Genomic DNA, 19,738 nt, shown 5'->3' on the forward strand with positions numbered 1-19,738 from the left:
GTGCGTGGCCCGGTCCCACTGGTGCGTCAGTGGGACCGGGATCCCCCGATCCGTGCCGGGGGACGCTGTGGGCCCGCCGTCCGGTGTCCGGCGGGCAGGTGGGTGTGCAGGAAGCCCAGGGCCCGGCGCAGCACGGACACATGGGCGGCGCCGTCGTAGCCGTCGTGGCCGGTGTCCAGCCACATCGCCTCGTGCGTCACCCCCGCCCGTTCCAGGGCGTCGAGGTAGCCGCGGATCTGTCCGGGCGGGCACTTGGTGTCCTTCGTGGCGCCCACCACGAGCAGCGGCGCGACGACCTCCGCGGCGTAGGTGAGGGGCGAGCTTCGCGCGTAGCGTTCGGGCATCTCCTCGGGGGTGCCGCCGAACAGCCGTACGTCCAGGGCGCGGAGCGCGGGGGTGGTCGAGCGGTGGGCGGCGACCCAGTCCGCGACGGGCTTGACGGCGACGCCGGCCCGCCAGAGGCCGGGGCTGGTACCGAGCGCGAGCAGGACCAGGTAGGCGCCCCACGACACGCCCCACAGCGCGGTGGCGTCCCCGGTGATCAGGCGGCGCCGTACGAGTTGGGCGCGGACGGCGGCGAGGTCCCGCACCTGGGTGTGTCCGACGCCGTCCGTGAAGGCCCCTCGCCAGGTCGGCCCGTAGCCGGTGGAGCCGCGGTAGTTGACGCGGACCACGGCGTAGCCGGAGGCGACGAGGGAGTGCACGGTGGCGTCGTAGGCGTCCCGGTCGTGGTCGGCGGGTCCCCCGTGGACGAGGAAGACGGCCGGCGGCGGTACGGCCGTGTGCCGCTCCGGCAGGCTGAGCAGGGCGTGGACCCGGCCGTCGGGGACCGGCGTCCACAGGTCGGTGTGCCGGCCGGGCACGACGGCGGCGGGGCCGGCCGGTGGCAGCGGGGTCGCGTCGGTGGCGTGTGCCACGGGCGGATGCGCGGTGTCGGTCCACACGTAGTGCAGGGCCCCGCCCGGACGGGGCGCGGCGTCGAGCAGACTGCCCGTCGGGGTGCGCAGGAGGGTGCGGCGCCGGGTGCGGGGTTCGACGCGGTGCAGCAGGGAGCGGCCGTGCCGTTCCTGCCGGACCAGCACCGCGCGGCCGTCGGGGTACCAGCGGGCGGTGATCTCGGTGTCGAAGGAGCACCACGCGTGGGCTCGTTCGCCGCCCGTGGGCGTCCAGGTCGCCAGGACGTAGCGGTGCCCGGTCTCGCGCACGAGCAGCAGCTCCGGCTCTCCCGGCCGGGGGGAGAATCCCAGGCACCACAGCCGTCCCGTCGCGCTCCGCCCGGCGGAGCGGGCGGTCTCGTCGGGTCCGGGTGCGGCGGGCGCGCGTCCGCTTCCGGACGGAGCCGGTGTCGGCGGGGTCGTGGAGCGGGCGGAGGCGCTGTCCGCCGCGGTGGTCGGGGCCGGGTCGCCGTCTCCCGGAAGGGCGGGTTCCGTGCCTTGTCCCGGGAGCACGGCCACCGTGTCGCCCCACGGCGTCAGGACGGTGACGGCCGCGGCGTCCCCCGGCGCTGTCGCGACGGCCAGCAGGCCGCCGTCCGCGCTGACGCCGGCGAGCCGGAACGGGACGGGCGTGCGCAGCAGGGTGCGTGCGGCGCGCCCGCGGCGGCCGACCAGCAGGGTCGTGGCCTCGGAGTCGGCGACGGCCGCGGCGACCGTTCCGTCCGGCGCGATGGCCAGACCGCGCGGCTGTCCGGCGGGCGCGCCGGGCAGGCCGGGCAGCCGCGGTCCGCCGTCGAACGCCCGGAACCACCAGCGGCCGCTGCCTTCGGCGTCGTCCTCGAACCACCACACGTAGGCGTCGGTGTCGATCGCGCAGTGCGCCGTCCCGTCGGCGCGGTCGGTGACCTGCCGGGCGGTGCGGGTGCCCGCGTCCCAGGTGAACACCTCGCACCGCCCCTCGGCGTCACCGGCGAACACCATGCGCGCCGGGTCGCTCGGGCAGACGTCCGGCAGGGAGCCGCGGAAGACCTGGTACGGATCGGTCATGGCCGCCGCTCCTTCGCCGCGAGGGGTCCGGTCGCGCGACGGGGCCGGTGGGTCGTCCCGGCCGGGGCCGGGGGGAACGTCCGGCGGGCGGCGACGTGGGTGTACGCGGCGAGCGCGGCCAGCGCCACGACGCACAGCGACGCCGGTGCCCGGGGCCCCACTTCGGTGACCAGGGCCGCGGCGACGGCCGGCGCGCCGGCCGCGGCGAGCGCGGCCGCGGACCCGATGGCGGCGCCGGCCCGCGACTGCGCCGTGCGCGGGACGGCGGCGACGGCGGCGCTGGACAGGACGACGGTGACGACCGGCACCAGGACGCACAGCGCGGCGAAGGCCGCTCCGTACGCCCACGGGCCATCGGCACCGGTGAGCGCGGCGGTCGGGACGATCAGCAGCCAGGTGGCCGTGACGAGGGCCCGGCGCGGGCCGAACCGTCTCACGACCCGCACCGACAACAACGAGCCGAGCAGTCCCGCGGCTCCCGAGGCCGCCAGCACCAGGCCGGTGGAGGCCGTGCCGCCGTCCGCGCCGAGCACGAACAGGGCGGTGAAGGACAGCAGGGTCACCACTCCGCTCGCCACCGCGGTCCAGGTGACGACGAGCCGCAGCACGGCGGAGCGTCCGACGAGGGCGAGTCCGGCTCCGACGTCACCGGGGAGCGCGCGCAGTGTCCCGAGGAGGCCGGGGCCACCAGGGCCGCGTTCCCCGCGCGGTTCGTCGACGGGGGTGCGGATCGCGCGGACGCCCAGGGCCGTGACGGCGTACGACAGTGTGTCGGCCACGAAGGGCAGGGGCCGGGCGAGTTGGAAGAGCACGCCGCCGAGGGCGGGGCCGGCGACCAGGGCGACCTGGTCCCCCGTCTGGATCCCGGCCGCGAGCCGCGGCAACTCGTCCGGTCCGGTGACGAGATGGGCGAGGGCCCCGCGCGCGGCGGCCTCGTAGGTCACCGCGCACAGCCGCTCGGCGAGGGCGAGGGCCACGAGGATCCGTAACGGGGGGCGTCCCTGGGCCGCGGCGACCGCGAGGCCCGCCATCGCCGCGGCGGCCAGCACCGCGGAGGCGATCATGATGCGCCGCCGGTGGCCCCGGTCGGCGGGGACGGCGACGAGCGGCCCGAGGGCGAGGCCCGTGAGCGCCGCGCCGGCGGCGAACGCGCCTGCCACCGCGGGGCCGTGTCCCAGGTGCAGGAGCAGCAGGGGGAACACGACGCCCGAGGTCTGTGTGCCGAGTCCGTCGACCGCGTTGGTCAGCCACAGCAGCCGCGCGTCGCGCCGGGCGGGGCCGGCGGGTGGCCGGGTGGTGGGGGCGGCGCGTCTCCCCCGTTCGCCGTCGGAGCCCGTGGCCGGCCGCGGCACGGCACACTCGTCGTCCATCTCCACCTCCCCCGTGCTTCCCGTGCCGGTCGGCGACGCTCCTGGTCGAGGAGGCCGCGTGACACGCCAGGAACCGACGGACCGGCCCGTCCGGGCGGCCCGCAAGTGCAGAAAATGTGTACGAAGTGCGAAAGTGAGCCGGAGCCTAATCACCGGCCACCGACAGCGACAAGGGCCCTACGGAACGGAACCGGGGGCCGGGGCAGCCGGTTCTGGCCGGAGGACGACGGGTCATGACCGTCCCGGCGGGACCGGGTCCGGCCGACACCCGACCGGTCGCCCGTGAGGGCGCCCGGGCCCCGTTCCCGTTCCCGGCCGCGCAGCCTCCCCGGCGCCCGGGTGTCGCGCGAGACACCCCCTCCGGTGTACGCCACCTGCGCACACACCCGTATCACCGGTCCATGCCGCCCGGCGCGGTGATCCCCCGGCGCCGGTTGCACGAGGCAACCGCCGAGCCCGCCGGTGCGCGACGGCGCGGCACCGGCACCCGCGCCTTCCGGCCACGGGGACCCCGACGGCGGCGGGCGGCGAAGGCCGAGGGCCCGCGCGGTTATTGGCCGACAATCCACGCCACCGCCGCCTAAACAGCAGCCAAATCCTCCGTTTGACCGTGCGGGTTTCGGCCCGGCGCGGCGCGACACCCGGCGGCCCGGACAGCTGATATGCTGGATCTTGAGCCCGCACCGAAAACCCGGTGTCGAGCCCGGCGTTGGTGGTCCAAGGAAAGACGCCCCGCTTCCTGCGGGGAAATGCAGGTGCAAGGCCTGCCCGGCGCTCCACAGGCACCGCCTCCGGTCATACCGGAGGCGGTGCTTTTTTGTCGCCGAAGGGCGTGCCCGCCTTGCTGTCGGGGGCCGTCGGCCGGTCGCGCGCCGTCAGCGGATCCGCAGCCCCGCGCCGACGGTCCGTCCGGCACGCCGGACGATGTCCGCGAGACGGTCCAGCCGGTGCGCGGAGTCGGTGACGGCCGACGGCGCCGCCACCGTGACACCGTCGGGCCCCTTCAGCGGCACGGCCACGCAGCACACCCCTGTCACCGGTTCCTCCCGGTCGAAGGCGACCCCGTCCTCCCGGACGACGGCCGCCTCCCGGTGCCGGGAGGCGGGCAACGGACCCAGGGGAAGCCCGGGACGCGCCGAGGCGACCAGGACCTTGCCCGCCGGGGGCACGGCGACCCGGCCGCCTGCCGGGTCGCGTCGCCGCGTGTACCGGCGGCAGCCGGAATGGCGCGAAGTCACCGGCGGGCCGTGGCGTGGTCCTACGGTTGGCCGATGCGCACCCACCCCATCGACCGTCCGTCCGATCTCGACGTGGTCCGTGACTCCTACGACCGCGTGGCCGACAACTACGTCCACATGGTGGTGACGACGGGGTTCGGCGACATCCACAAGGGGCACCCCTGGCTGCGGGCTTCGATCGACGCGTTCGCCGCCACCGTGGGCGACCTCGGTCCCGTCCTCGACGTCGGCTGCGGACCCGGCACGGTGACCGCCTACCTCGCCGAACGCGGACTGGACGTGTCCGGGGTCGATCTGTCCCCCCGCATGATCGAGAACGCGCGCCGGCTTCATCCGGAATGCCGCTTCGATGTCGCCTCCGCCACCGAACTCGACCTGGCGGAGGCGTCCCTCGGCGGGGTGCTCGGGTGGTGGTCGCTGTTCAACCTGCCCCGTGACGTCCTTCCGCAGGTTCTCGCCATGTTCGCGCGCGCCCTGAAGCCGGGCGGACACTTCATCACCGCGACGCACGTGGGCGACGAGGACGCGCTGCGCACCGAGGCCTACGGCGGTGTGCCGGTTCGCTGGACGACCCACCAATGGCAGCCGGATCAGCTGGTGGACCTCATCGAGCGGGCCGGACTGCGTCCGGTGGCCGAACTTCGGCTCCCCGCCGATGAGCTGACGGGGCCGGGCCTGGTCGTGATGGCCGAGCGACCCCGCTGAGAGCCCGGGCCCGCCGGCTGCCACCGCCGGCTCCGTCGTCTGCCGGGTCGAGCACGCCTTGACCATGGCCGACCACACGCTCGTCCCGGGCCGTCCCGACCCGTGCGGCGGCGTTCGGGACGCGGCGCCGCTCATCCGCTTCGACGGCACCACCGTACGTCTGCCGCGACCGTGACCGGCCCCGGGGCACGGTTGCCCGGGGTGACCGGGGCGCCCGCCCCGGTGGGACACCGCGCGCCGCTCGGGCGGACTCAGTGGCCGGGGATCACCAGGTCGGCCCGCTCGCGGGGGCGGGTCGTGGTCAGGTAGTGCTCCTCGGCCAGCCGCCAGCGGGCCTCCCAGTCGATGGGACCGTGGTCGTCGCCGCGGGCACGAAGCCGCCGCATGGACTCGTCCGGCGGAGTCTCGACGTAGACGACCAGGTCGTAGTGGTCGGCGAGTTCGGGCCGTGCCGTGTAGACACCCTCGACGAGAACGAGGCCGTTCCGCGCGACGGTGTGGGTGCGGTCCGTGGCGAGGGCCCCGCTCGGCCAGTCGTAGGGTCGGTAGGCCGCGTCACGACCGGTGGTGAGCGGGGTGAGCACCTCGTCGCGCAGCCGCTGCCAGTCGAAGTAGCGGTCGTAGCCCTGGGCGGGGGTCAGTCCGGCGCGTTCGCCCGCGTCCATCGGACGGTAGAAGTCGTCTCCGTGCACGACCACGGCGCCACCGAGAGCCGCCACGGCCGCGGCGAGGGTCGACTTGCCCGAGCCGCCCATGCCGTCGACGGCGATCAGCGCGAATCCCCTGCCGCTGCGGGACCGGGCGGCGGCCGCGACACGCTCGGCGCCGGTCGGGATCGTCGTCATGCGGGCATTCTGCCGGACCGCCCCGACAGGCGTCCGCCGCACGGCGAAGAGGCCGGCATCAGATGATGTCGGCCTCTTCGTCTTCGAGTAGCGGGGACAGGATTTGAACCTGCGACCTCTGGGTTATGAGCCCAGCGAGCTACCGAGCTGCTCCACCCCGCGTCGTTGAACTCAACCCTACGCCATCTTTCCCGGCCTCATGACCATGATCGCCGGCCGCCCGGGGGCCGGGGGCGTCATCGGCGCCTCGGCAGCCGTCCGAGCCGGGTTCTCCGCCTGTGCGGTGTCCTGTACGGGACACCGCGGGGCGCGTTCGGGCGGCGCGGGCCGGACGACGGTTCGCGTCGACGGTGCGCCGAGCGGGCGGTCCGCGGCGGGACGCGAGACGCCCCTACGGGGCGAGCGTCATGGCGCGGCACGACTGTGCGGCGGGGCGGGGAGCGCTACGGGCCCCGGTCACACATCGGTGGGAAGACCGCTCGCCTCGGCGATGCCGCGCAGTTCCTCGTCCTGACGGTGCCGCTCACCGATGAAGTCGGCGATCTCCCTGCACCGCGCGGGATCGTCCGCGGTGCCCGAGTCCGTGACGACCCTGACGACACCGATCTCCTCGGTCTCCAGCTCGACGATCCGGTTGTCCAGGCGTCCCGTGACGGCCACGGCGACCACGAGAGACGCCTCGTCACGGACTTCCTGCGGGACACTGTCGGGTTCCGCGCCGTCCAGACACAGTTCGATCGATCCCACCCTCTCCTCCCTGATCGCTTCGAGTACGGGCTCGACCATGCGCAGCAAGAGCGCGTAGTCCGCCGGAGCCATACGCAGGCGGAGCATTTCGAGGTACAGGTCGAGGGGCCGGTCATCCGGTGCCTGCTCTGATGCGTCCATGGAGCTTCGCCTTCCCCAATGTGGACGACATGATCGCGTCTTCCACCAGCATGCTGTGAATCGGCGCACACCGCTGGTCGAGATCGCCGCCCGAGAACGGCCGAGGGGGCTCGTGGCCTGTTCGCACAGGCCACGAGCCCCCTCAAAACTGCTCCTCCGGAATGCGTCCGTCAGGGCTCCTCCGTCGGGATTCCCCCGTCAGGGCTCGTCCGTCGGGATTCCCCCGTCAGGGCTCGTCCGTCGGGATTCCCCCGTCAGGGCTCGTCCGTCGGGAGTCATCAGCACCACGCGTCCGGGTCACCCGTAGGCGCGCCGGATCCGGTAGAGCACGAACAGGCCGGAGAGGACGAAGATCCCGCCGATCACGCCCGGCCACAGGTTCGCCCCGGTCTCGGCGAGGTTGCCGGTACCGACCGCCTGCGGTTCGATCCCCGAAGTGGCCGGGGGCTCCGTCTGCGCGGGTGTCCCCACCTCGGCGCCCTGGCCGTCGTCCTCGGTCCCCTGTGACTCGGTCACGTCGGCCTTGGGCTCCACCGTGGCAGGAGCCGTGTCGTCTCCGGCCGGCTCGGTGCCCGGCGCTTCCTCCGAGGGCTCGTCCGTCTGGTCGTCGCCCTTGTCGCCCTTGTCGCCCTTGTCACCGGAGTCCTGCCCGCCCTTGCCGTCGGACGGGTCGTCCGCGGTCGGAGCCGGCTCCTCGGAGGGGTTCTCGGAGGGGGCCGGGTCCGCCTCGGACGGATCCGGAGCCGCCTCGGACGGGTTCGGGTCCGCCTCGGAGGGGTTCGGAGCCGCCTCCGACGGGTTCGGCTCGGCGCTCTCCGACGGCTCGTCGGTGGCCGGCGGGTCCTCCTGCTGCCCGCCTCCGCCTCCGCCACCGGCGCCCGCGCCGCACTTCTTGCCGCCGTTGATGCAGTCGACCATGTCCTTCATGAGGTCGTCGTCGAAGACGTTGATGAAGTCGCCGTGGTCCGTGACCGGCTTGTGCAGGTTCTCGGGGAAGGAGTCCAACGCGAACAGCGGCGACGTGCGGCCGCCGTCCTGCAGACTCGGCGCGTCGACGTCGTAGACGATGCGCTGCACCAGCTGCGGGATGGCCTTGAAGGTGCCCGGGCAGTTGCCCTGGGCGTCCGCGAAGGCCACGTGGGTACGGTGGTTGGCGCTGTCGATGTTCGCGCCGTCCCAGCAGCTCTGGAACTTGAAGGTGCGCACCACGTCGCTGCCCTGCGGGCAGATCGGGTACTTGTCCTTCAGCTGCCGGTCCTCGAACCCGGTACAGCTCCAGGAGGCGTTGGCGTTCGCGGGCCCGTTGACGAAGGCCTTGGCGTCACCGGTGATGATGCGCAGCAGGCGGGGCATCGCCGTGACCTTGCTGCGCGGGCTGCCGACGAAGGTCAGCGTGACCTGCTTGGGCGTGACGATCTGACCGGCGTTGCCCTCGGTCCCGCCGCCGGGGGCACCCGCGTCCCGCTCCTGCTTCCCGTTCTGGAGCCGCACCACGGGCCAGTAGTACGTGGACTTGTCGCCCTTGTCCTCGCAGGAGGTGTCGGCCTTGGCCAGGTCGTCGTCACTGGCGAACGCGGTGTTGGACTGGTTGCCGATGTAGTCGTGGAAGTGGTGGGCGCCGTTGGTGACACCGGGAGCCACGATCACGTTGTCCGAGTTGAACAGGCCGTTCGCGTTCACGCCGCAGCTCGAGACGAACTGGCCCCGGGAGGCGTCCCCTTGAGGCTGCGGGTTCTGCACGTTGGGCTGGACGGACTTGATGTCCGCGTAGTCGGCGACCACAGGGCCGTTGCCCGCCGGAGCGGCGCCGCCCTGCTGGCCGCCCTGGTCCTGGGGCGCGCCGGCGCTCTGCGACGCGCCGTTCTGGTCCTGCGGCGCGGCGCTCTGGCCGTTGTCTGCCCCGGTGCCGGGCTGGTTGCCGGAAGGACGCAGCGTGCAGGCAGCGAACCCGTCGAGACCGCTCGGCGGATCGCCGGCGGCGTCGATGGCGGCCACGATGCGGCCGATCGACTCGGACCGCTTCTCCTTCAGCGGATTCATGACGGCGTCGGCGCCGCTGTCGCCGCTCTGCTGCATCTGGTCGGCTTTCGCCTGGAGTTGGCGGTACGCCTCGGCGATCTGCTGGTCCAGGTCAGCGAGTTCCTTGTCGACCTCCCCCTTCGCGGCGTCCGGGACCGTCTTCAACTGGTCGCCGACGTCAGGGCAGTCGATGGTGGCGGAGCCTGCGGACAGCAGGCGCGCCCCCATCGGGTCACCCGCCCCGGTCTCGGTCGCCGATGCGTAGACATTGATGCCTACGAGTCCGCCTCCGCCCAGTATCAGTGCGAAAGCTGCAGAGGTCGCGCGGCGTGCGCCCGTTGGGCGTCTGCGCGTGTTGCGTCCCAAGGTGGTGCTCCTACGCGTCGTGGTCGGCTCGACATGGAAATCCCCCAGCCCTATACGCACGCGGATCCCGGTGTGTTCAAACGTCTCTCGAATTCACATCAACACCGTATGGAGCAACGGTCCGAGGCCGCTTCGGGAGCACCGGAAGGCCACTTCACACCGGAGACGCCTGGCGGGTCGGGGCGGCTCCGTTCCCCAGCGGTTGCACCCGCCGTGGTCCGGTGGCCTGATGAGAAGACTGCACCGGACGCGGGCCCCTTGCCCGGGCCCTGACCACGACGTGGGCGGGTGGGGCAGGGTCGGATGCTCCGCCGCTTCCACCGTGGGCACGACCAGGGCCACGACGTGAGGCGGGTGCAGAGGTGGCGGGAGCGGAGATCGACTACGGCGGCGTGTTCCACGCCCTGCCCGGCATGGTCGCGCTCCTCACCCCGCAGATGGTCTTCGTGGACGCGAACGAGGACTACGTGAGCAACTCGGGCCGCTCCCGTGACCAGCTGATCGGCCGCTACCTCTTCGACGTGTTCCCCGACCGGCCGGACGATCCCGCCTCCGACGGGATGCGGAACCTGGAGGCGTCCCTGCGCCGTGTGGTGGAGACCGGGGAGCGCGACGCGATGGCCCTTCAGCGCTACGACGTCGAGTCCTTGGACAGGCCGGGGGTCTGGCAGAAGCGGTACTGGAGCCCGATCAACGCGCCCGTCCTGGACGCGGACGGCACCGTGGTGCTGCTGGTCCATCGGGTGGAGGAGGTCACCGAACTCATCCGCGCCCGCGGCGAGCCCGCGGACGGAGACCGGGCGGCCCCCGTCATGGAGGCCGAGTTGTACACCCGGGCCCGGGAGCTGCAGGAGGTGAACGAACGCCTGCGGCGGGCCCACGCCCGCGAACGGGAGGTGGCCGTCGCCCTCCAGGACGCGCTGCTGCCCTCACCGCACCAGGTGGGGACCCACCACGCCGCCGTACGGTACCGGCCGGCGACGAGTGCGCTGAACGTGTGCGGCGACTGGTACGACCTGGTGGCCCTGCCCGGCGACCGGATGGCGGTGGCCGTGGGGGACGTCGTGGGCCACGGGCTGGCCGCCGCCTGCGTCATGGGCCAGTTGCGCAGCGCCCTCAGCGCAGCGTCGCGGGGCGCCGGCGGTCCGGCGCGGGCACTTGAGGTACTGGGCCTGTACGCGCGTTCCGTCGAAGGGGCCGAATCCACCACGGCGGTGACGGCCCGCATCGACTGGGACGGTCACACCATCGTCTACAGCAGCGCCGGGCACCTCCCGCCCGCTCTCCTGCGCCGCGACGGGAGGGTGGAGTTCCTGGACCGGGCGACCGACCCGCCGCTCGGGGCCCGACCGGAGCACGTTCCCCGCCCCGAGGCCACCACGGAATTCGCCGCGGGTGACACCCTGGTCCTGTACACCGACGGTCTGATCGAACGCCGCAGCGAAGACATCGACGTCGGTCTCGGGCGCCTGGCAGACGCCCTGATCCAGCACCGGGAGGCGGCGCCCGACGCCCTCGCCGACGCCCTCCTGTCCGATCTGCTCCCGCCCGGCGGAGCCACCGACGACACGGCGCTGGTGATCCTCCCGCTGTGAGCCGCGGCGGGAGGGAGACGGGGCAGACATCCGCGGGCGGGGTCCGGTCGCCGGTTTCCGGCGCGGGTCGCGGAAGGAACCGTCCGGTGTCGGCGTGAACCGGCGGCGGGGACTCCTCGCGGACGGCGCCGAACGATGGCGACGGGCTCGCGGGCTCAGGCAGTCCGTGAGCTCAGGCGGTCACCGGCTCACGCCCTGACGCCCTGACGGGCTGACGGGCTGACGCTTGATGGCATCACCCGGACGGCGTCATGCGGCGGTGGTCCATGGGCGAGGCGGTGGGAGCGAGCGACCGCGAGCAGGCTTCCGGCAAGGTGGTGGGGGCGACCGAGGTCGCCCTTCCTCGGCGAGGGCACCGTGGTCACCGACACGGAGGGCGCTGGGGCCGTGCCTCGACGCGAAGAAGATCCGGGTGCCCGGCACAATGCGGGGTACACGGGCGATCACGCAGCCGACCGCACCTCACGCCCGCGGTGGCGCTCACGCAAGGAGTTCCTGTGACCACCTACGTCATCACCGTCCCCGGGACGTTCGTCCACGGCCTCCCGGACGCCTCCCGTGCCGACGTGGAGCGCAGGCTTCGCCCTCAGGACCCGCAGAACACGGATCTGGGCGAGAGCGAGGATCTGAGCCTGCTGACCGTCGGCGAGAACAACACGTTCTCCGTCCGGCTCGAGGTCGAGGCGGCGGACCGCAGGAGCGCCGAGGCGGAAGCCGTCCGGCTCGTCTCCGGCGCGCTCCGCGACAGCGGCCTGTCCGAGGACGACGCCCCGCTGGGACCGGCCGCCGTCACGGGGATCGACAGCGAGTTCTGACGGAGCGCCGCCGCGGTACGCCCGGACCGACCGGGCCGGGCGTACCGAACCGACCGGACCGGCTTTCGGGCGGGCCGGGTCTCAGGCGGGCCGGGTCTCAGGCGGGCCGTACGACGCTGTGGATCGTCCCCTGTCCGGCGTAGTGGACCGACTCCTCCGCGATCCGCGCACCGGGGCTCGGGGCGTGGACCATCACGCCGTCACCGATGTAGAGACCGACGTGGCTCACGTTGCCGTGGAAGAAGACCAGGTCCCCCGGCTGGATATCGGACAGGGCGACGGCGGGGCCGAACCGCGACTGATCCCCGGTCGCGCGGGGCAGCATCACCCCGGCACTCTTCCAGGCGGCCTGGGTGAGCCCGGACGGGTCGTACGAGCCCGGTCCCGAGGCGCCCCACACGCACGGCATGCCGATCTGGGCACGGGCGAAGGCGACCGCCTGCGCGGCCCGACTGTCGTGCGCGACGACCGGTGGCGCGGCGACAGCGGCACCACCGACGATGCCGCCACCGGTACCGGCACCCGCACGGGTGAGGCGGTCGATGTCGAACCCGGGCTCGGGGGCGGCGGGCGCGGGGGCCGCGGCCGCGGGCCACGAGCCACCGCTCCCGGCGGGCCACGACTGCCGCCACGCCTCATCGACCTGCGGCGCCTCGACCGGTGCGGGCGCGAACGACGGGAGCACGGGGGCGGGCGGGAACGCGGTCGGCAGGGGCGCCGACTCGAACGCGACGGGTGCGGCACCCGGCGCGAACGACGGGAGTGCCGGCGCCGGAGGGAACGCTGTCGGCAGCGGTGCCGACTCGAACGCCGCCGGGGCGGGCGGGAACACGGTGGGCAGCGGCGCCGACTCGAACGCCGGCGGCGGGAACGCGGTCGGCGACTGCGCCGACTCGAAGGCCGGGGGCGCGGGGGTCGGTGCGAACGACGGGAGCACGGGGGCCTGCTCGAACGGGGCGGGCGGGAACACCGTGGGCAGGGGCGCCGATTCGAACGCCGTGAGCTGCGGGCCCGGCGCGAACGGCGTGCGGGCGGGCGCGGCCCAAGGGGGCAGGGGCGCCGTCTCGAAGGAGGTGAGCCGGGGCCCCTCCGCCATCGGCTGGTACTCGATCGCCGGGGCCGGCACGGCCGGCAGGTTCTGCTGTGCCTGGTGTCTCGACATCAGTTCCTGTGCCACGGCCAGCTTGCGCCGGGCACTGTCCTTCTTGACCTTCAGCGGGGACGTCTGCGCCTCCGCGGCCGGGGCGGACGCCGCGGGCGACGCCGCGCGGACCGCTGCCTCGGGGGGTGCCGGGGCCGGGGCGCGTCCGGCCGTCATCCCGTTCGCCGAACCGGCGGTGAGTTCCAGGACGGGGCGTGCGGTCGGTTCGGGAGCCGGACCCGCGGTCAGCTCTCGCGCCGGTGCCGCGGTCAGCTCGGCCACGGGGCGGGCGGCCCGCTCCACCTGATACGTCGTCGGGCCGTCCGCCGGACGGCTCCCGCCCGCCGCCGGGCGGGCCGTGTCCCGGCCGGGGCTCGGCTGTCTGTCGGCGGGCAGCACGGCCGGCAGCGAGGGGCCTCGCCGGGTGCGCGCTCCGTCGAACCACTGCCTCATCAGGTCGGCCTGCGCGGGATCGGTGTCCCCGCGCCCCTGGCCGCCACCTCGGCGTTCGGACCTGCGGCCACTGTTCGCCAGAGCGCGGGTCCCGTTGAAGTTGCCGGTCGCGTTCTCCGCATGGTCGTAGAGCGACGAGAGCCGTCGGCGGACTTCCTCCCCGCTGGGCTCCTCGCGCCCGGCCGGCGCCTCGGCGGACATCGACTCGCGGGCCAAGGCCATCGCGGAGTCGGTGTCCCGCACGCTCGGCAGGTTGGTGCCCGGGGTGGGCGGGGTGCGTTCCGGCGCCATGGGAGAGGTACTCCTTCCGTCATCCGCCTACCGGGTTAGCTGTCGGGTTCGGGCGGACGATTCCGGAAGGTATGCCCTACGGTCCCTGCCCCGTAAGGCAGTCGGACCGATTCACCCCAAGTTCGGTGGGTCCCCGGCTCCGGCTGCCACAGGGACAGACAGGACTCGGCGGAGGCCGCGCCGCCCGGCGGGCTTCGCCGGAGGGAATCGGGCGGCCTGGTCGCCAACTTAGCCATGTTGTGCACCCTGTGTGAAGATCCACGTCCCAGATGTCCGATACATTTTCGTGACCTTCATCGCACCGTCTCATACGGCGACGGTGAGGGCACACCCCGTACGCGAAACGACGGCCGGGCAACTCCGTTGAGGGCGTTCGCGATTCCGCCCGGACCCGACACCCGCACGTCGCGCCGGTCTTCGCCGCCCGACACCGGACGGTCCACCAGGGACTCCCGCCCCGGGACCGTCGCCCCGGGCCGGCCTTCCCGGGACCGGTCGAAAGTGCATGCGGAACTGGCTTTCCCTGACATCCCGTTCGACATCGAGGGCGCCCGATGGTCACAGCGTGACCGGTTGTGGCCGAGCCGGCGGGATGACCACTGGGAACGGCTCCCGGCCCTACCTTCGAGACACGGAAGACCACGAGAGCGAGTCGAGGATCCCCACGTGCACGATGCGCCGATCTATGCCCAACTGATCTCCGAACGCGGCGACATACCGACGCTCGTCCGAAGCGAAGCCCGTCGGCTGCAACGCGACTTCGAGTGGATCCTCAGCTGGGATCCCTCGACGGGCGCACCGCTTCCCGCCTCCGCCGCACGGCTGACGGGCGGCCCTCGCCGCGGCTTCTCGGCCGGCCCGGACCCCGACGACCGGCTGGATCCGACCGCGTTCTAGAGAACGTCGGGTTCGCTTCCCGGCCCTCCGGCGGGGAGCGGTCCGAGGCCGCTGTCGAGTTGGTTCACCAGTTCGGCGACCGTCGAGGCCGTGGCCCGGTGCCAGGTGAGCGCGCGACGGAGCATGGCGTGGTCACCGCCCTCGACCCGCACGGCGCTCGCGGCGGAGCCGGCGTCCCCGGCCCTTCGGACGAGGGCGAAGGAGGCGGCGGGATCGGTGACCCGGTCCCGGTCGCCGTGCAGCACGACGACCCGCTTGTCCCGGAGGTGGGCCACCGGCTCACCTTCCGGACACCAGGGGGCCAGTGCCACCACGGCCCGGACCTGGGGAGCGGCCGCGGCGCTCAGGGCGGCGCGGCCCCCCATCGAATGACCCACCAGCACGACCGGAACCTCTCCCACCAGGTCGGCCAGTTCGCCGAGCGCCCGCCGGACATCGGTGACGGGGTCGGCGTCCGTGCCGTTCCATCCCCTGTGGCGGAAGCGCACCTGCCCGACGAACACGTCCTCGCCGGGCAGGGCCCGGGTCACCGCGCGCACGAAGGGCCGCATGCGCACGCGCGCGGCATGCCACGGACGTGACGGGTCCGCGCTGTCGGCCATGCCGCCGTGCAGGATCAGCACGGCGGCGCGCGCCGGACCCGCGCCCGGACCGCCGGCGCGACACGGCACCAGCGCCACGGGACCCCCGGTCGGTCCGGTCCGGGACACACCGGTTCGGGACACCTCAGCGGCGGACATCCGCGCGGAGCGTCGCATGGCACCTCTCCACCCTCATGGCGCGTCTGCACGCCTCGACTCGGCCGAGGTGGGATCCTCCCACAGCCCTCCGTGACCCTGGCATCACGAGCCGCCGTCCGGTGGCGGCCGGCGCGTACCGACGCAGCCGACGGGGCCCGAGCGACCGTGGCCTCATTCGCTCTCCTCGGGCGGCCGAGCCCGGTAGGTGTTGCGCCATTCCTGGTAGAAGCGCCACAGACGTTCGGCCTGCGGGCAGCGCCCCGACTCCCGTTGGCAGGTACGACAGCCACCGACGTGACTGACGTAGGCGGCCTCGGGGGCGTCCCGCCCCGGTTGCGGATTCGTCATGGCCCTCGGCACCCGTCGGCGCGACGTGCACGAGCGCACCGTCGCTTCTGATGCCTTGCTTCCGCACCGAGGGCCGCGTCGGATGCACGGGGAGCGGCCCCATTCCTCCGCACCGTGCCCGGCTTGTCCCCAGGCTCCCGCTCGACGAGGCGGACCGGACGGGCGAGCGCCTCCCGGGAGCGGTGCGCCGGGCGGTCTCAGTCAATGAGGCCGACGTCCTCCATCACCGGGAACGACTCGTCCGGCTCGGGTCTGCGGACGCGCAGACGGGCCACCTCGAAATCCATCTCGGAGACGTCGGGGAGCGGCTCCGGGTGATAACGCCCCGCGCAGACCGACAGGTTGACGATGAGGAAGGCGTGCCAGGACCTGCCCACCCCCCGGCGGTCGGCGAACGCGCGGGTTCCGTTCACCCACCACACGACCCGGTGGGCGCCGAACTCCACCACCAGATCGATCCAGGCACCCGGACGAACGGACTCATCCCGGTAGTAACGGTGGGAGTCGCGCACATGGTTGGAGAGTTCCAGGAGGTCGGGGTTGTCGGGGTGGTACTCGAAGACGTCGACCTCCTGACCGCCGTCCCGCCACGTCCAGACGGCGGGCCAGGCGCCGGTCTCCGTGGGCAGTCTGACGCGGGTCTCCAACACGTCCCCCGTGCGGACCATGAACCCCTCCGCGCTGCCCTCGGTGGTGAGAAGGCCCGCGTTCCAGTTGCCGTCCGGTCGCCGGGTGGCCCGGAACGTACCCGTCCGGGAGTAGGCGGGGTCGGCCACCAGGTGGTCGAGTTTGTTGTCGTCCGGGTTGACCGGACCGCCGTCGGGATAGGCCCAGGAACGGCCCGCGACCCATTGGCGGGTCGAGGTGAAATCCGCTGTGAAGACGACATCGGACACACGGAACTCCTTGATGTCGGCATGCCTGTACGGCCCAGGTTCTCCCCTGGTCACCGCGGTCCACACCCCGGTCACCGAGACACGGCGACGAAACAACCCGTCGGGGTGAACCGGGATCACTCCGCCGATCCGACTCCGCTCAGCCGGACGGCGACGGCTCCGGCACCACGAGAACCCGTCAGCGGACCGGGTTCACGAACTCCGGGGCCGCGACGGGTCGGCGTCGGGCCATGCTCCCCGTTCGGCGAGGCCGAGGACGAGGGCGGCGATGTTCCACGCGTCGTCCTCGCCGCGATGATGCCTGCCCTCCAGGGGCAGTTCCGCGATGCGCAGGGCCTGCGCCATGCCGGGCCGTCGGCGCAGTCCGTGGGCGGCGGTGAAGACGGCCTTGGCGTTGGTGTGCCGCCGACCGAAGGGGTACGTGGCCGTCGTGGCGGCGCACTGACGGGTGAACTGGTGCCGGTCGTAGTCGCCCCAACTGGCCCACGGCCGCTCCCCCGCGCGATGCACGGCGGCCAACTCGCGGCAGGCGTCGGCGAAATCGAGCCCCTTCTCGACGTCCGCCGCGGTCAGTCCCGTCAGCTCCGTGCAGAAGGCACTGACGGTCGACCGCTCGGGCCGCACCAACAGGCGGTGTTTCCCGACCCGTACGCCCCGATCGAGGTCGACGACCGTCAGACCGATCTCGATGATCTCGTTCACCGCTCCGGGCGGTGGCGGGCCGTCCCAGCAGGTCGCCTCGACGTCGACGACGTTCAGCAGTCCCCCTGAAGTGTTCACCCCAGGGAGCGTAGGAGACGGCGGGTCACCGCGTCATCGGGATTTCCGCCAGGGCGCTCCGCGCCGACCGCGGACGGCCCTGCGGCTCACGGGCGCGGCCAGGGACGGCCGCCGATGCGCTCGATGTCGGTGTTGAAGCGCCGCAGGTAGGACGCGAAGGCCGCGATGTCGTCCTCGGGCCAGTCGGCCATGACGCGGTCCAGGGAGCTGATCAGCCCCTGTCGTTCCTGGTCGAGGAGTCGCGCGCCCTCATCCGTGATGCGGAACTTGCGGGCCATGCCGCCCTCGGGGTCGGGGATGCGCTCGACGAGCCCGGCACGCATCGCCGCCGCGGTCTGCCGGTTGAGGGTGGAGGCGTCGAGCCCGAAGGCGTCGCTCAGTTCGCCGATCGACATCGGCCCCTGGACCCGGATACGACTCAGCAGGATGTAGGCGCTGCGTTCCAGGACGCCGTCCTTGGTACGGCCCTTGTGGTTCATCAGCCCGTGGCGGCTCAGCAGCATCTGCTCGTACTCGACCTCGTGTGTGGGCCTGACCATCCGCCTGCCGCCTCCCGTCGTCGTCCTGGCCGCGCCGCTCGTACCGGTGCGGCCCGGCCCCATGGTCCCACACCCCCTTGCATGAGCCACACCGCATGCGCAATACACAAGACATGTACGATGCACATCTCTTGCCCCGTACACATCACAGGAGTTCCCCATGGACGGCCCTCAGCCCTCCGCCCGAGCGGGCGGCGTGGTCGCCACGCTCGCCCTCGCCGGCACCGTGGCGGCGATCATGCAGACGCTGGTCACTCCGCTCATCGCCGAGCTGCCGCAGATCCTGCACACCACGCCCGCCAACTCCGCCTGGGTGATCACCGTCACCCTGCTGGTCGCGGCCGTCTGCGTCCCGGTCTCCGGCCGGCTGGGCGACCTGATCGGCAAGCGGCGGATGCTGCTCGCCTGCGCCGTCCCGCTCGTCGTGGGCTCCGTCGTGTGCGCGCTCGCCTCGTCCGTCACCCCGATGATCGTCGGACGGGGCCTGCAGGGCATGGGCATGGGCATGGTGCCGCTCGGCATCGCCCTGCTGCGCGACGTGGTGCCGGCGGAGAAGCTGAGCTCCTCCATCGCGCTCGTCAGCGCCTCGATGGGCATCGGCGGCGGTCTCGGCCTGCCCGTCTCCGCGGCGGTCGCCCAGTACACGAGCTGGCGTGTCCTCTTCTGGGGCTCCGCCGTGCTCGCCGTGGCGATCGGAACGCTGATCTGGTTCCTCATCCCCGACGTGCCGGCCAGCGCCAAGGGTCAGCGTTTCGACGCGCTCGGCGCGCTCGGGCTCGGCGTCGGCCTGGTCTGCCTGCTCCTCGGCGTCTCCAAGGGCGCCGACTGGGGCTGGGGTTCCGCGGCGACCCTCGGCCTGGTCACCTCCGCCGTGGTGGTCCTGCTCGCCTGGGGCGCCTGGGAGATGCGTGCCGAGGACCCGCTGATCGACCTGCGCACGACGGCCCGTCCCCGGGTCCTGCTGACCAACGTCGCCTCGATCTTCGTCGGGTTCGGCATGTACGCCAGCATGCTGATCATCCCGCAGCTGCTCCAGTTCCCGGAGGCCACCGGCTACGGCCTGGGCCAGTCGATGCTCGCGGCCGGTCTGTGGATGGCACCCGGCGGCATCATGATGATGATCGTCTCCCCGTTCGGCGGGAAGCTCACCGACGCCAAGGGACCGAAGTTCACGCTGATCTGCGGTGTCCTCGTCATCGCACTCGGCTACGGCCTGTCACTGGCCCTCATGGGTACGCCCTGGGGTCTCATGCTGGTCGGCATGGTCATCAACAGCGGCGTCGGCCTCGCCTACGGTTCGATGCCGGCGCTGATCATGAGCTCGGTCCCGCTCTCCGAGACGGCGGCCGCCAACGGCTTCAACACGCTGATGCGCTCCCTCGGCACCTCGGTCGGCGCGGCGGCGGTCGGTGTCATCCTCGCCCAGATGACGACGACCACCGCCGGTTACACCTTCACCTCCGAGAACGGCTTCCGCACCGGCCTGATCATCGGCGGCGCCGTCGCCCTGGTGGCCGCCGCCGTCACGGCCGCGATCCCCGCGGCCCGCGCCGCCGTCGGCGGCGACAAGGCCGATCCCGTGGCCGCCCAGGAGCCGGCCCCGGCCGCGCCCTGAGGTCCCCGTCGTACCCGCGGCGGTTCCGGCGGTCACCGACCGCTCGAACCGCCGCTTCCCGCCGTACGCCGGAACACGCGGGGCGTACGGCGGGATCCACGGCCCGGGGCATCGCGCACCCCGCGGTCCTGGAACGCGGAACACCCGAAATCCTGAAGTCTGGAGCACCCCCGCTCCCGGGCCCGGAGCAACCGGAGTCGCGCACCCGCCGCGCT

The 19,738-nt window shown here is 73.2% G+C and carries 17 protein-coding genes, 1 tRNA gene and 1 riboswitch; of the genes, 5 read left to right on the forward strand and 13 right to left on the reverse strand.

Features of this window, described 5'->3' with window-relative positions:
• Positions 1–26 precede the first annotated feature (26 nt).
• From ACFYW7_RS25590 to ACFYW7_RS25600, 3 genes are all read right to left on the reverse strand, one after another.
• Positions 27–1,982: an alpha/beta fold hydrolase gene (locus ACFYW7_RS25590; RefSeq protein ID WP_389506235.1), complete on the reverse strand. Its 1,956-nt coding sequence runs from the start codon at positions 1,980–1,982 to the stop codon at positions 27–29.
• A complete protein-coding gene (locus ACFYW7_RS25595) occupies positions 1,979–3,352 on the reverse strand; it encodes an MFS transporter (RefSeq protein WP_389506237.1) in 1,374 nt (457 codons plus the stop codon). The genes ACFYW7_RS25590 and ACFYW7_RS25595 overlap by 4 nt, the downstream gene beginning before the upstream one ends.
• A gap of 875 nt (positions 3,353–4,227) precedes the next feature.
• Positions 4,228–4,590: an IclR family transcriptional regulator C-terminal domain-containing protein gene (locus tag ACFYW7_RS25600; protein WP_389506239.1), complete on the reverse strand. Its 363-nt coding sequence runs from the start codon at positions 4,588–4,590 to the stop codon at positions 4,228–4,230.
• Positions 4,591–4,623: 33 nt separating this feature from the next.
• Between ACFYW7_RS25600 and ACFYW7_RS25605 the strand changes: the two genes are divergently transcribed.
• On the forward strand, positions 4,624–5,295 hold the full coding sequence (locus ACFYW7_RS25605; RefSeq protein WP_389506241.1) for a class I SAM-dependent methyltransferase: 672 nt from the start codon (positions 4,624–4,626) through the stop codon (positions 5,293–5,295).
• A gap of 251 nt (positions 5,296–5,546) precedes the next feature.
• Here ACFYW7_RS25605 and ACFYW7_RS25610 read toward each other — a convergent pair whose 3' ends face one another.
• From ACFYW7_RS25610 to ACFYW7_RS25625, 4 genes are all read right to left on the reverse strand, one after another.
• Positions 5,547–6,140 carry a uridine kinase gene (locus tag ACFYW7_RS25610; RefSeq protein WP_389506243.1) on the reverse strand — a complete coding sequence of 198 codons (594 nt, stop codon included), beginning with the start codon at positions 6,138–6,140 and terminating at the stop codon, positions 5,547–5,549.
• An 88-nt stretch (positions 6,141–6,228) separates the two neighbouring features.
• Positions 6,229–6,302, reverse strand: a tRNA-Met gene (locus tag ACFYW7_RS25615).
• Between the two features lie 294 nt (positions 6,303–6,596).
• Complete coding sequence (locus ACFYW7_RS25620; protein WP_389506245.1) at positions 6,597–7,028, reverse strand: hypothetical protein; 432 nt, start codon at positions 7,026–7,028, stop codon at positions 6,597–6,599.
• 297 nt (positions 7,029–7,325) lie between these two features.
• Positions 7,326–9,275, reverse strand: coding sequence for a DUF1996 domain-containing protein (locus ACFYW7_RS25625; RefSeq protein WP_389506247.1), 1,950 nt, complete (start codon positions 9,273–9,275; stop codon positions 7,326–7,328).
• A gap of 500 nt (positions 9,276–9,775) precedes the next feature.
• Here ACFYW7_RS25625 and ACFYW7_RS25630 point away from each other — a divergent pair, with 500 nt between their 5' ends.
• Positions 9,776–11,008: a SpoIIE family protein phosphatase gene (locus ACFYW7_RS25630; RefSeq protein WP_389506249.1), complete on the forward strand. Its 1,233-nt coding sequence runs from the start codon at positions 9,776–9,778 to the stop codon at positions 11,006–11,008.
• A 497-nt stretch (positions 11,009–11,505) separates the two neighbouring features.
• On the forward strand, positions 11,506–11,823 hold the full coding sequence (locus ACFYW7_RS25635) for a hypothetical protein (protein ID WP_389506251.1): 318 nt from the start codon (positions 11,506–11,508) through the stop codon (positions 11,821–11,823).
• 97 nt (positions 11,824–11,920) lie between these two features.
• On the opposite strand, the gene ACFYW7_RS25640 is transcribed toward ACFYW7_RS25635, so the two are convergent.
• A complete protein-coding gene (locus ACFYW7_RS25640) occupies positions 11,921–13,708 on the reverse strand; it encodes an NlpC/P60 family protein (protein ID WP_389506253.1) in 1,788 nt (595 codons plus the stop codon).
• Positions 13,709–13,716: 8 nt separating this feature from the next.
• Positions 13,717–13,889: riboswitch (cyclic di-AMP (ydaO/yuaA leader) on the reverse strand.
• Positions 13,890–14,374: 485 nt separating this feature from the next.
• Here ACFYW7_RS25640 and ACFYW7_RS25645 point away from each other — a divergent pair.
• A complete protein-coding gene (locus ACFYW7_RS25645; RefSeq protein ID WP_389506255.1) occupies positions 14,375–14,605 on the forward strand; it encodes a hypothetical protein in 231 nt (76 codons plus the stop codon).
• Here the strand turns inward: ACFYW7_RS25645 and ACFYW7_RS25650 are convergent.
• The 5 genes from ACFYW7_RS25650 to ACFYW7_RS25670 form a co-directional block, all read right to left on the reverse strand.
• Entirely contained in the window at positions 14,602–15,276 is a 675-nt protein-coding gene (locus ACFYW7_RS25650; protein ID WP_389506257.1) for an alpha/beta hydrolase, read from the reverse strand. The genes ACFYW7_RS25645 and ACFYW7_RS25650 overlap by 4 nt on opposite strands.
• A gap of 240 nt (positions 15,277–15,516) precedes the next feature.
• Complete coding sequence (locus tag ACFYW7_RS25655; RefSeq protein WP_389506259.1) at positions 15,517–15,693, reverse strand: hypothetical protein; 177 nt, start codon at positions 15,691–15,693, stop codon at positions 15,517–15,519.
• Between the two features lie 197 nt (positions 15,694–15,890).
• A complete protein-coding gene (locus ACFYW7_RS25660; RefSeq protein ID WP_389506262.1) occupies positions 15,891–16,589 on the reverse strand; it encodes a beta-glucanase in 699 nt (232 codons plus the stop codon).
• Between the two features lie 192 nt (positions 16,590–16,781).
• Complete coding sequence (locus tag ACFYW7_RS25665; RefSeq protein WP_389506265.1) at positions 16,782–17,369, reverse strand: exonuclease domain-containing protein; 588 nt, start codon at positions 17,367–17,369, stop codon at positions 16,782–16,784.
• Between the two features lie 86 nt (positions 17,370–17,455).
• Positions 17,456–17,908 carry a MarR family winged helix-turn-helix transcriptional regulator gene (locus tag ACFYW7_RS25670; protein ID WP_389506267.1) on the reverse strand — a complete coding sequence of 151 codons (453 nt, stop codon included), beginning with the start codon at positions 17,906–17,908 and terminating at the stop codon, positions 17,456–17,458.
• Positions 17,909–18,068: 160 nt separating this feature from the next.
• Between ACFYW7_RS25670 and ACFYW7_RS25675 the strand changes: the two genes are divergently transcribed.
• Entirely contained in the window at positions 18,069–19,523 is a 1,455-nt protein-coding gene (locus tag ACFYW7_RS25675) for an MFS transporter (protein ID WP_389506269.1), read from the forward strand.
• The last annotated feature ends 215 nt before the right edge of the window (positions 19,524–19,738 follow it).

The organism is Streptomyces sp. NPDC002580 (assembly GCF_042889485.1).
Classification (GTDB): domain Bacteria; phylum Actinomycetota; class Actinomycetes; order Streptomycetales; family Streptomycetaceae; genus Streptomyces.

What these genes read in the sequence shown, in the direction of transcription:
- ACFYW7_RS25590 (WP_389506235.1), bottom strand. Translation starts at nt 1,982, where the DNA reads ATGACCGATCCGTACCAGGTCTTCCGCGGCTCCCTGCCGGACGTCTGC.
- ACFYW7_RS25595 (WP_389506237.1), bottom strand. Translation starts at nt 3,352, where the DNA reads ATGGACGACGAGTGTGCCGTGCCGCGGCCGGCCACGGGCTCCGACGGC.
- ACFYW7_RS25605 (WP_389506241.1), top strand. Translation starts at nt 4,624, where the DNA reads ATGCGCACCCACCCCATCGACCGTCCGTCCGATCTCGACGTGGTCCGT.
- ACFYW7_RS25610 (WP_389506243.1), bottom strand. Translation starts at nt 6,140, where the DNA reads ATGACGACGATCCCGACCGGCGCCGAGCGTGTCGCGGCCGCCGCCCGG.
- ACFYW7_RS25620 (WP_389506245.1), bottom strand. Translation starts at nt 7,028, where the DNA reads ATGGACGCATCAGAGCAGGCACCGGATGACCGGCCCCTCGACCTGTAC.
- ACFYW7_RS25625 (WP_389506247.1), bottom strand. Translation starts at nt 9,275, where the DNA reads ATGGGGGCGCGCCTGCTGTCCGCAGGCTCCGCCACCATCGACTGCCCT.
- ACFYW7_RS25640 (WP_389506253.1), bottom strand. Translation starts at nt 13,708, where the DNA reads ATGGCGCCGGAACGCACCCCGCCCACCCCGGGCACCAACCTGCCGAGC.
- ACFYW7_RS25655 (WP_389506259.1), bottom strand. Translation starts at nt 15,693, where the DNA reads ATGACGAATCCGCAACCGGGGCGGGACGCCCCCGAGGCCGCCTACGTC.
- ACFYW7_RS25670 (WP_389506267.1), bottom strand. Translation starts at nt 17,908, where the DNA reads ATGGTCAGGCCCACACACGAGGTCGAGTACGAGCAGATGCTGCTGAGC.
- ACFYW7_RS25675 (WP_389506269.1), top strand. Translation starts at nt 18,069, where the DNA reads ATGGACGGCCCTCAGCCCTCCGCCCGAGCGGGCGGCGTGGTCGCCACG.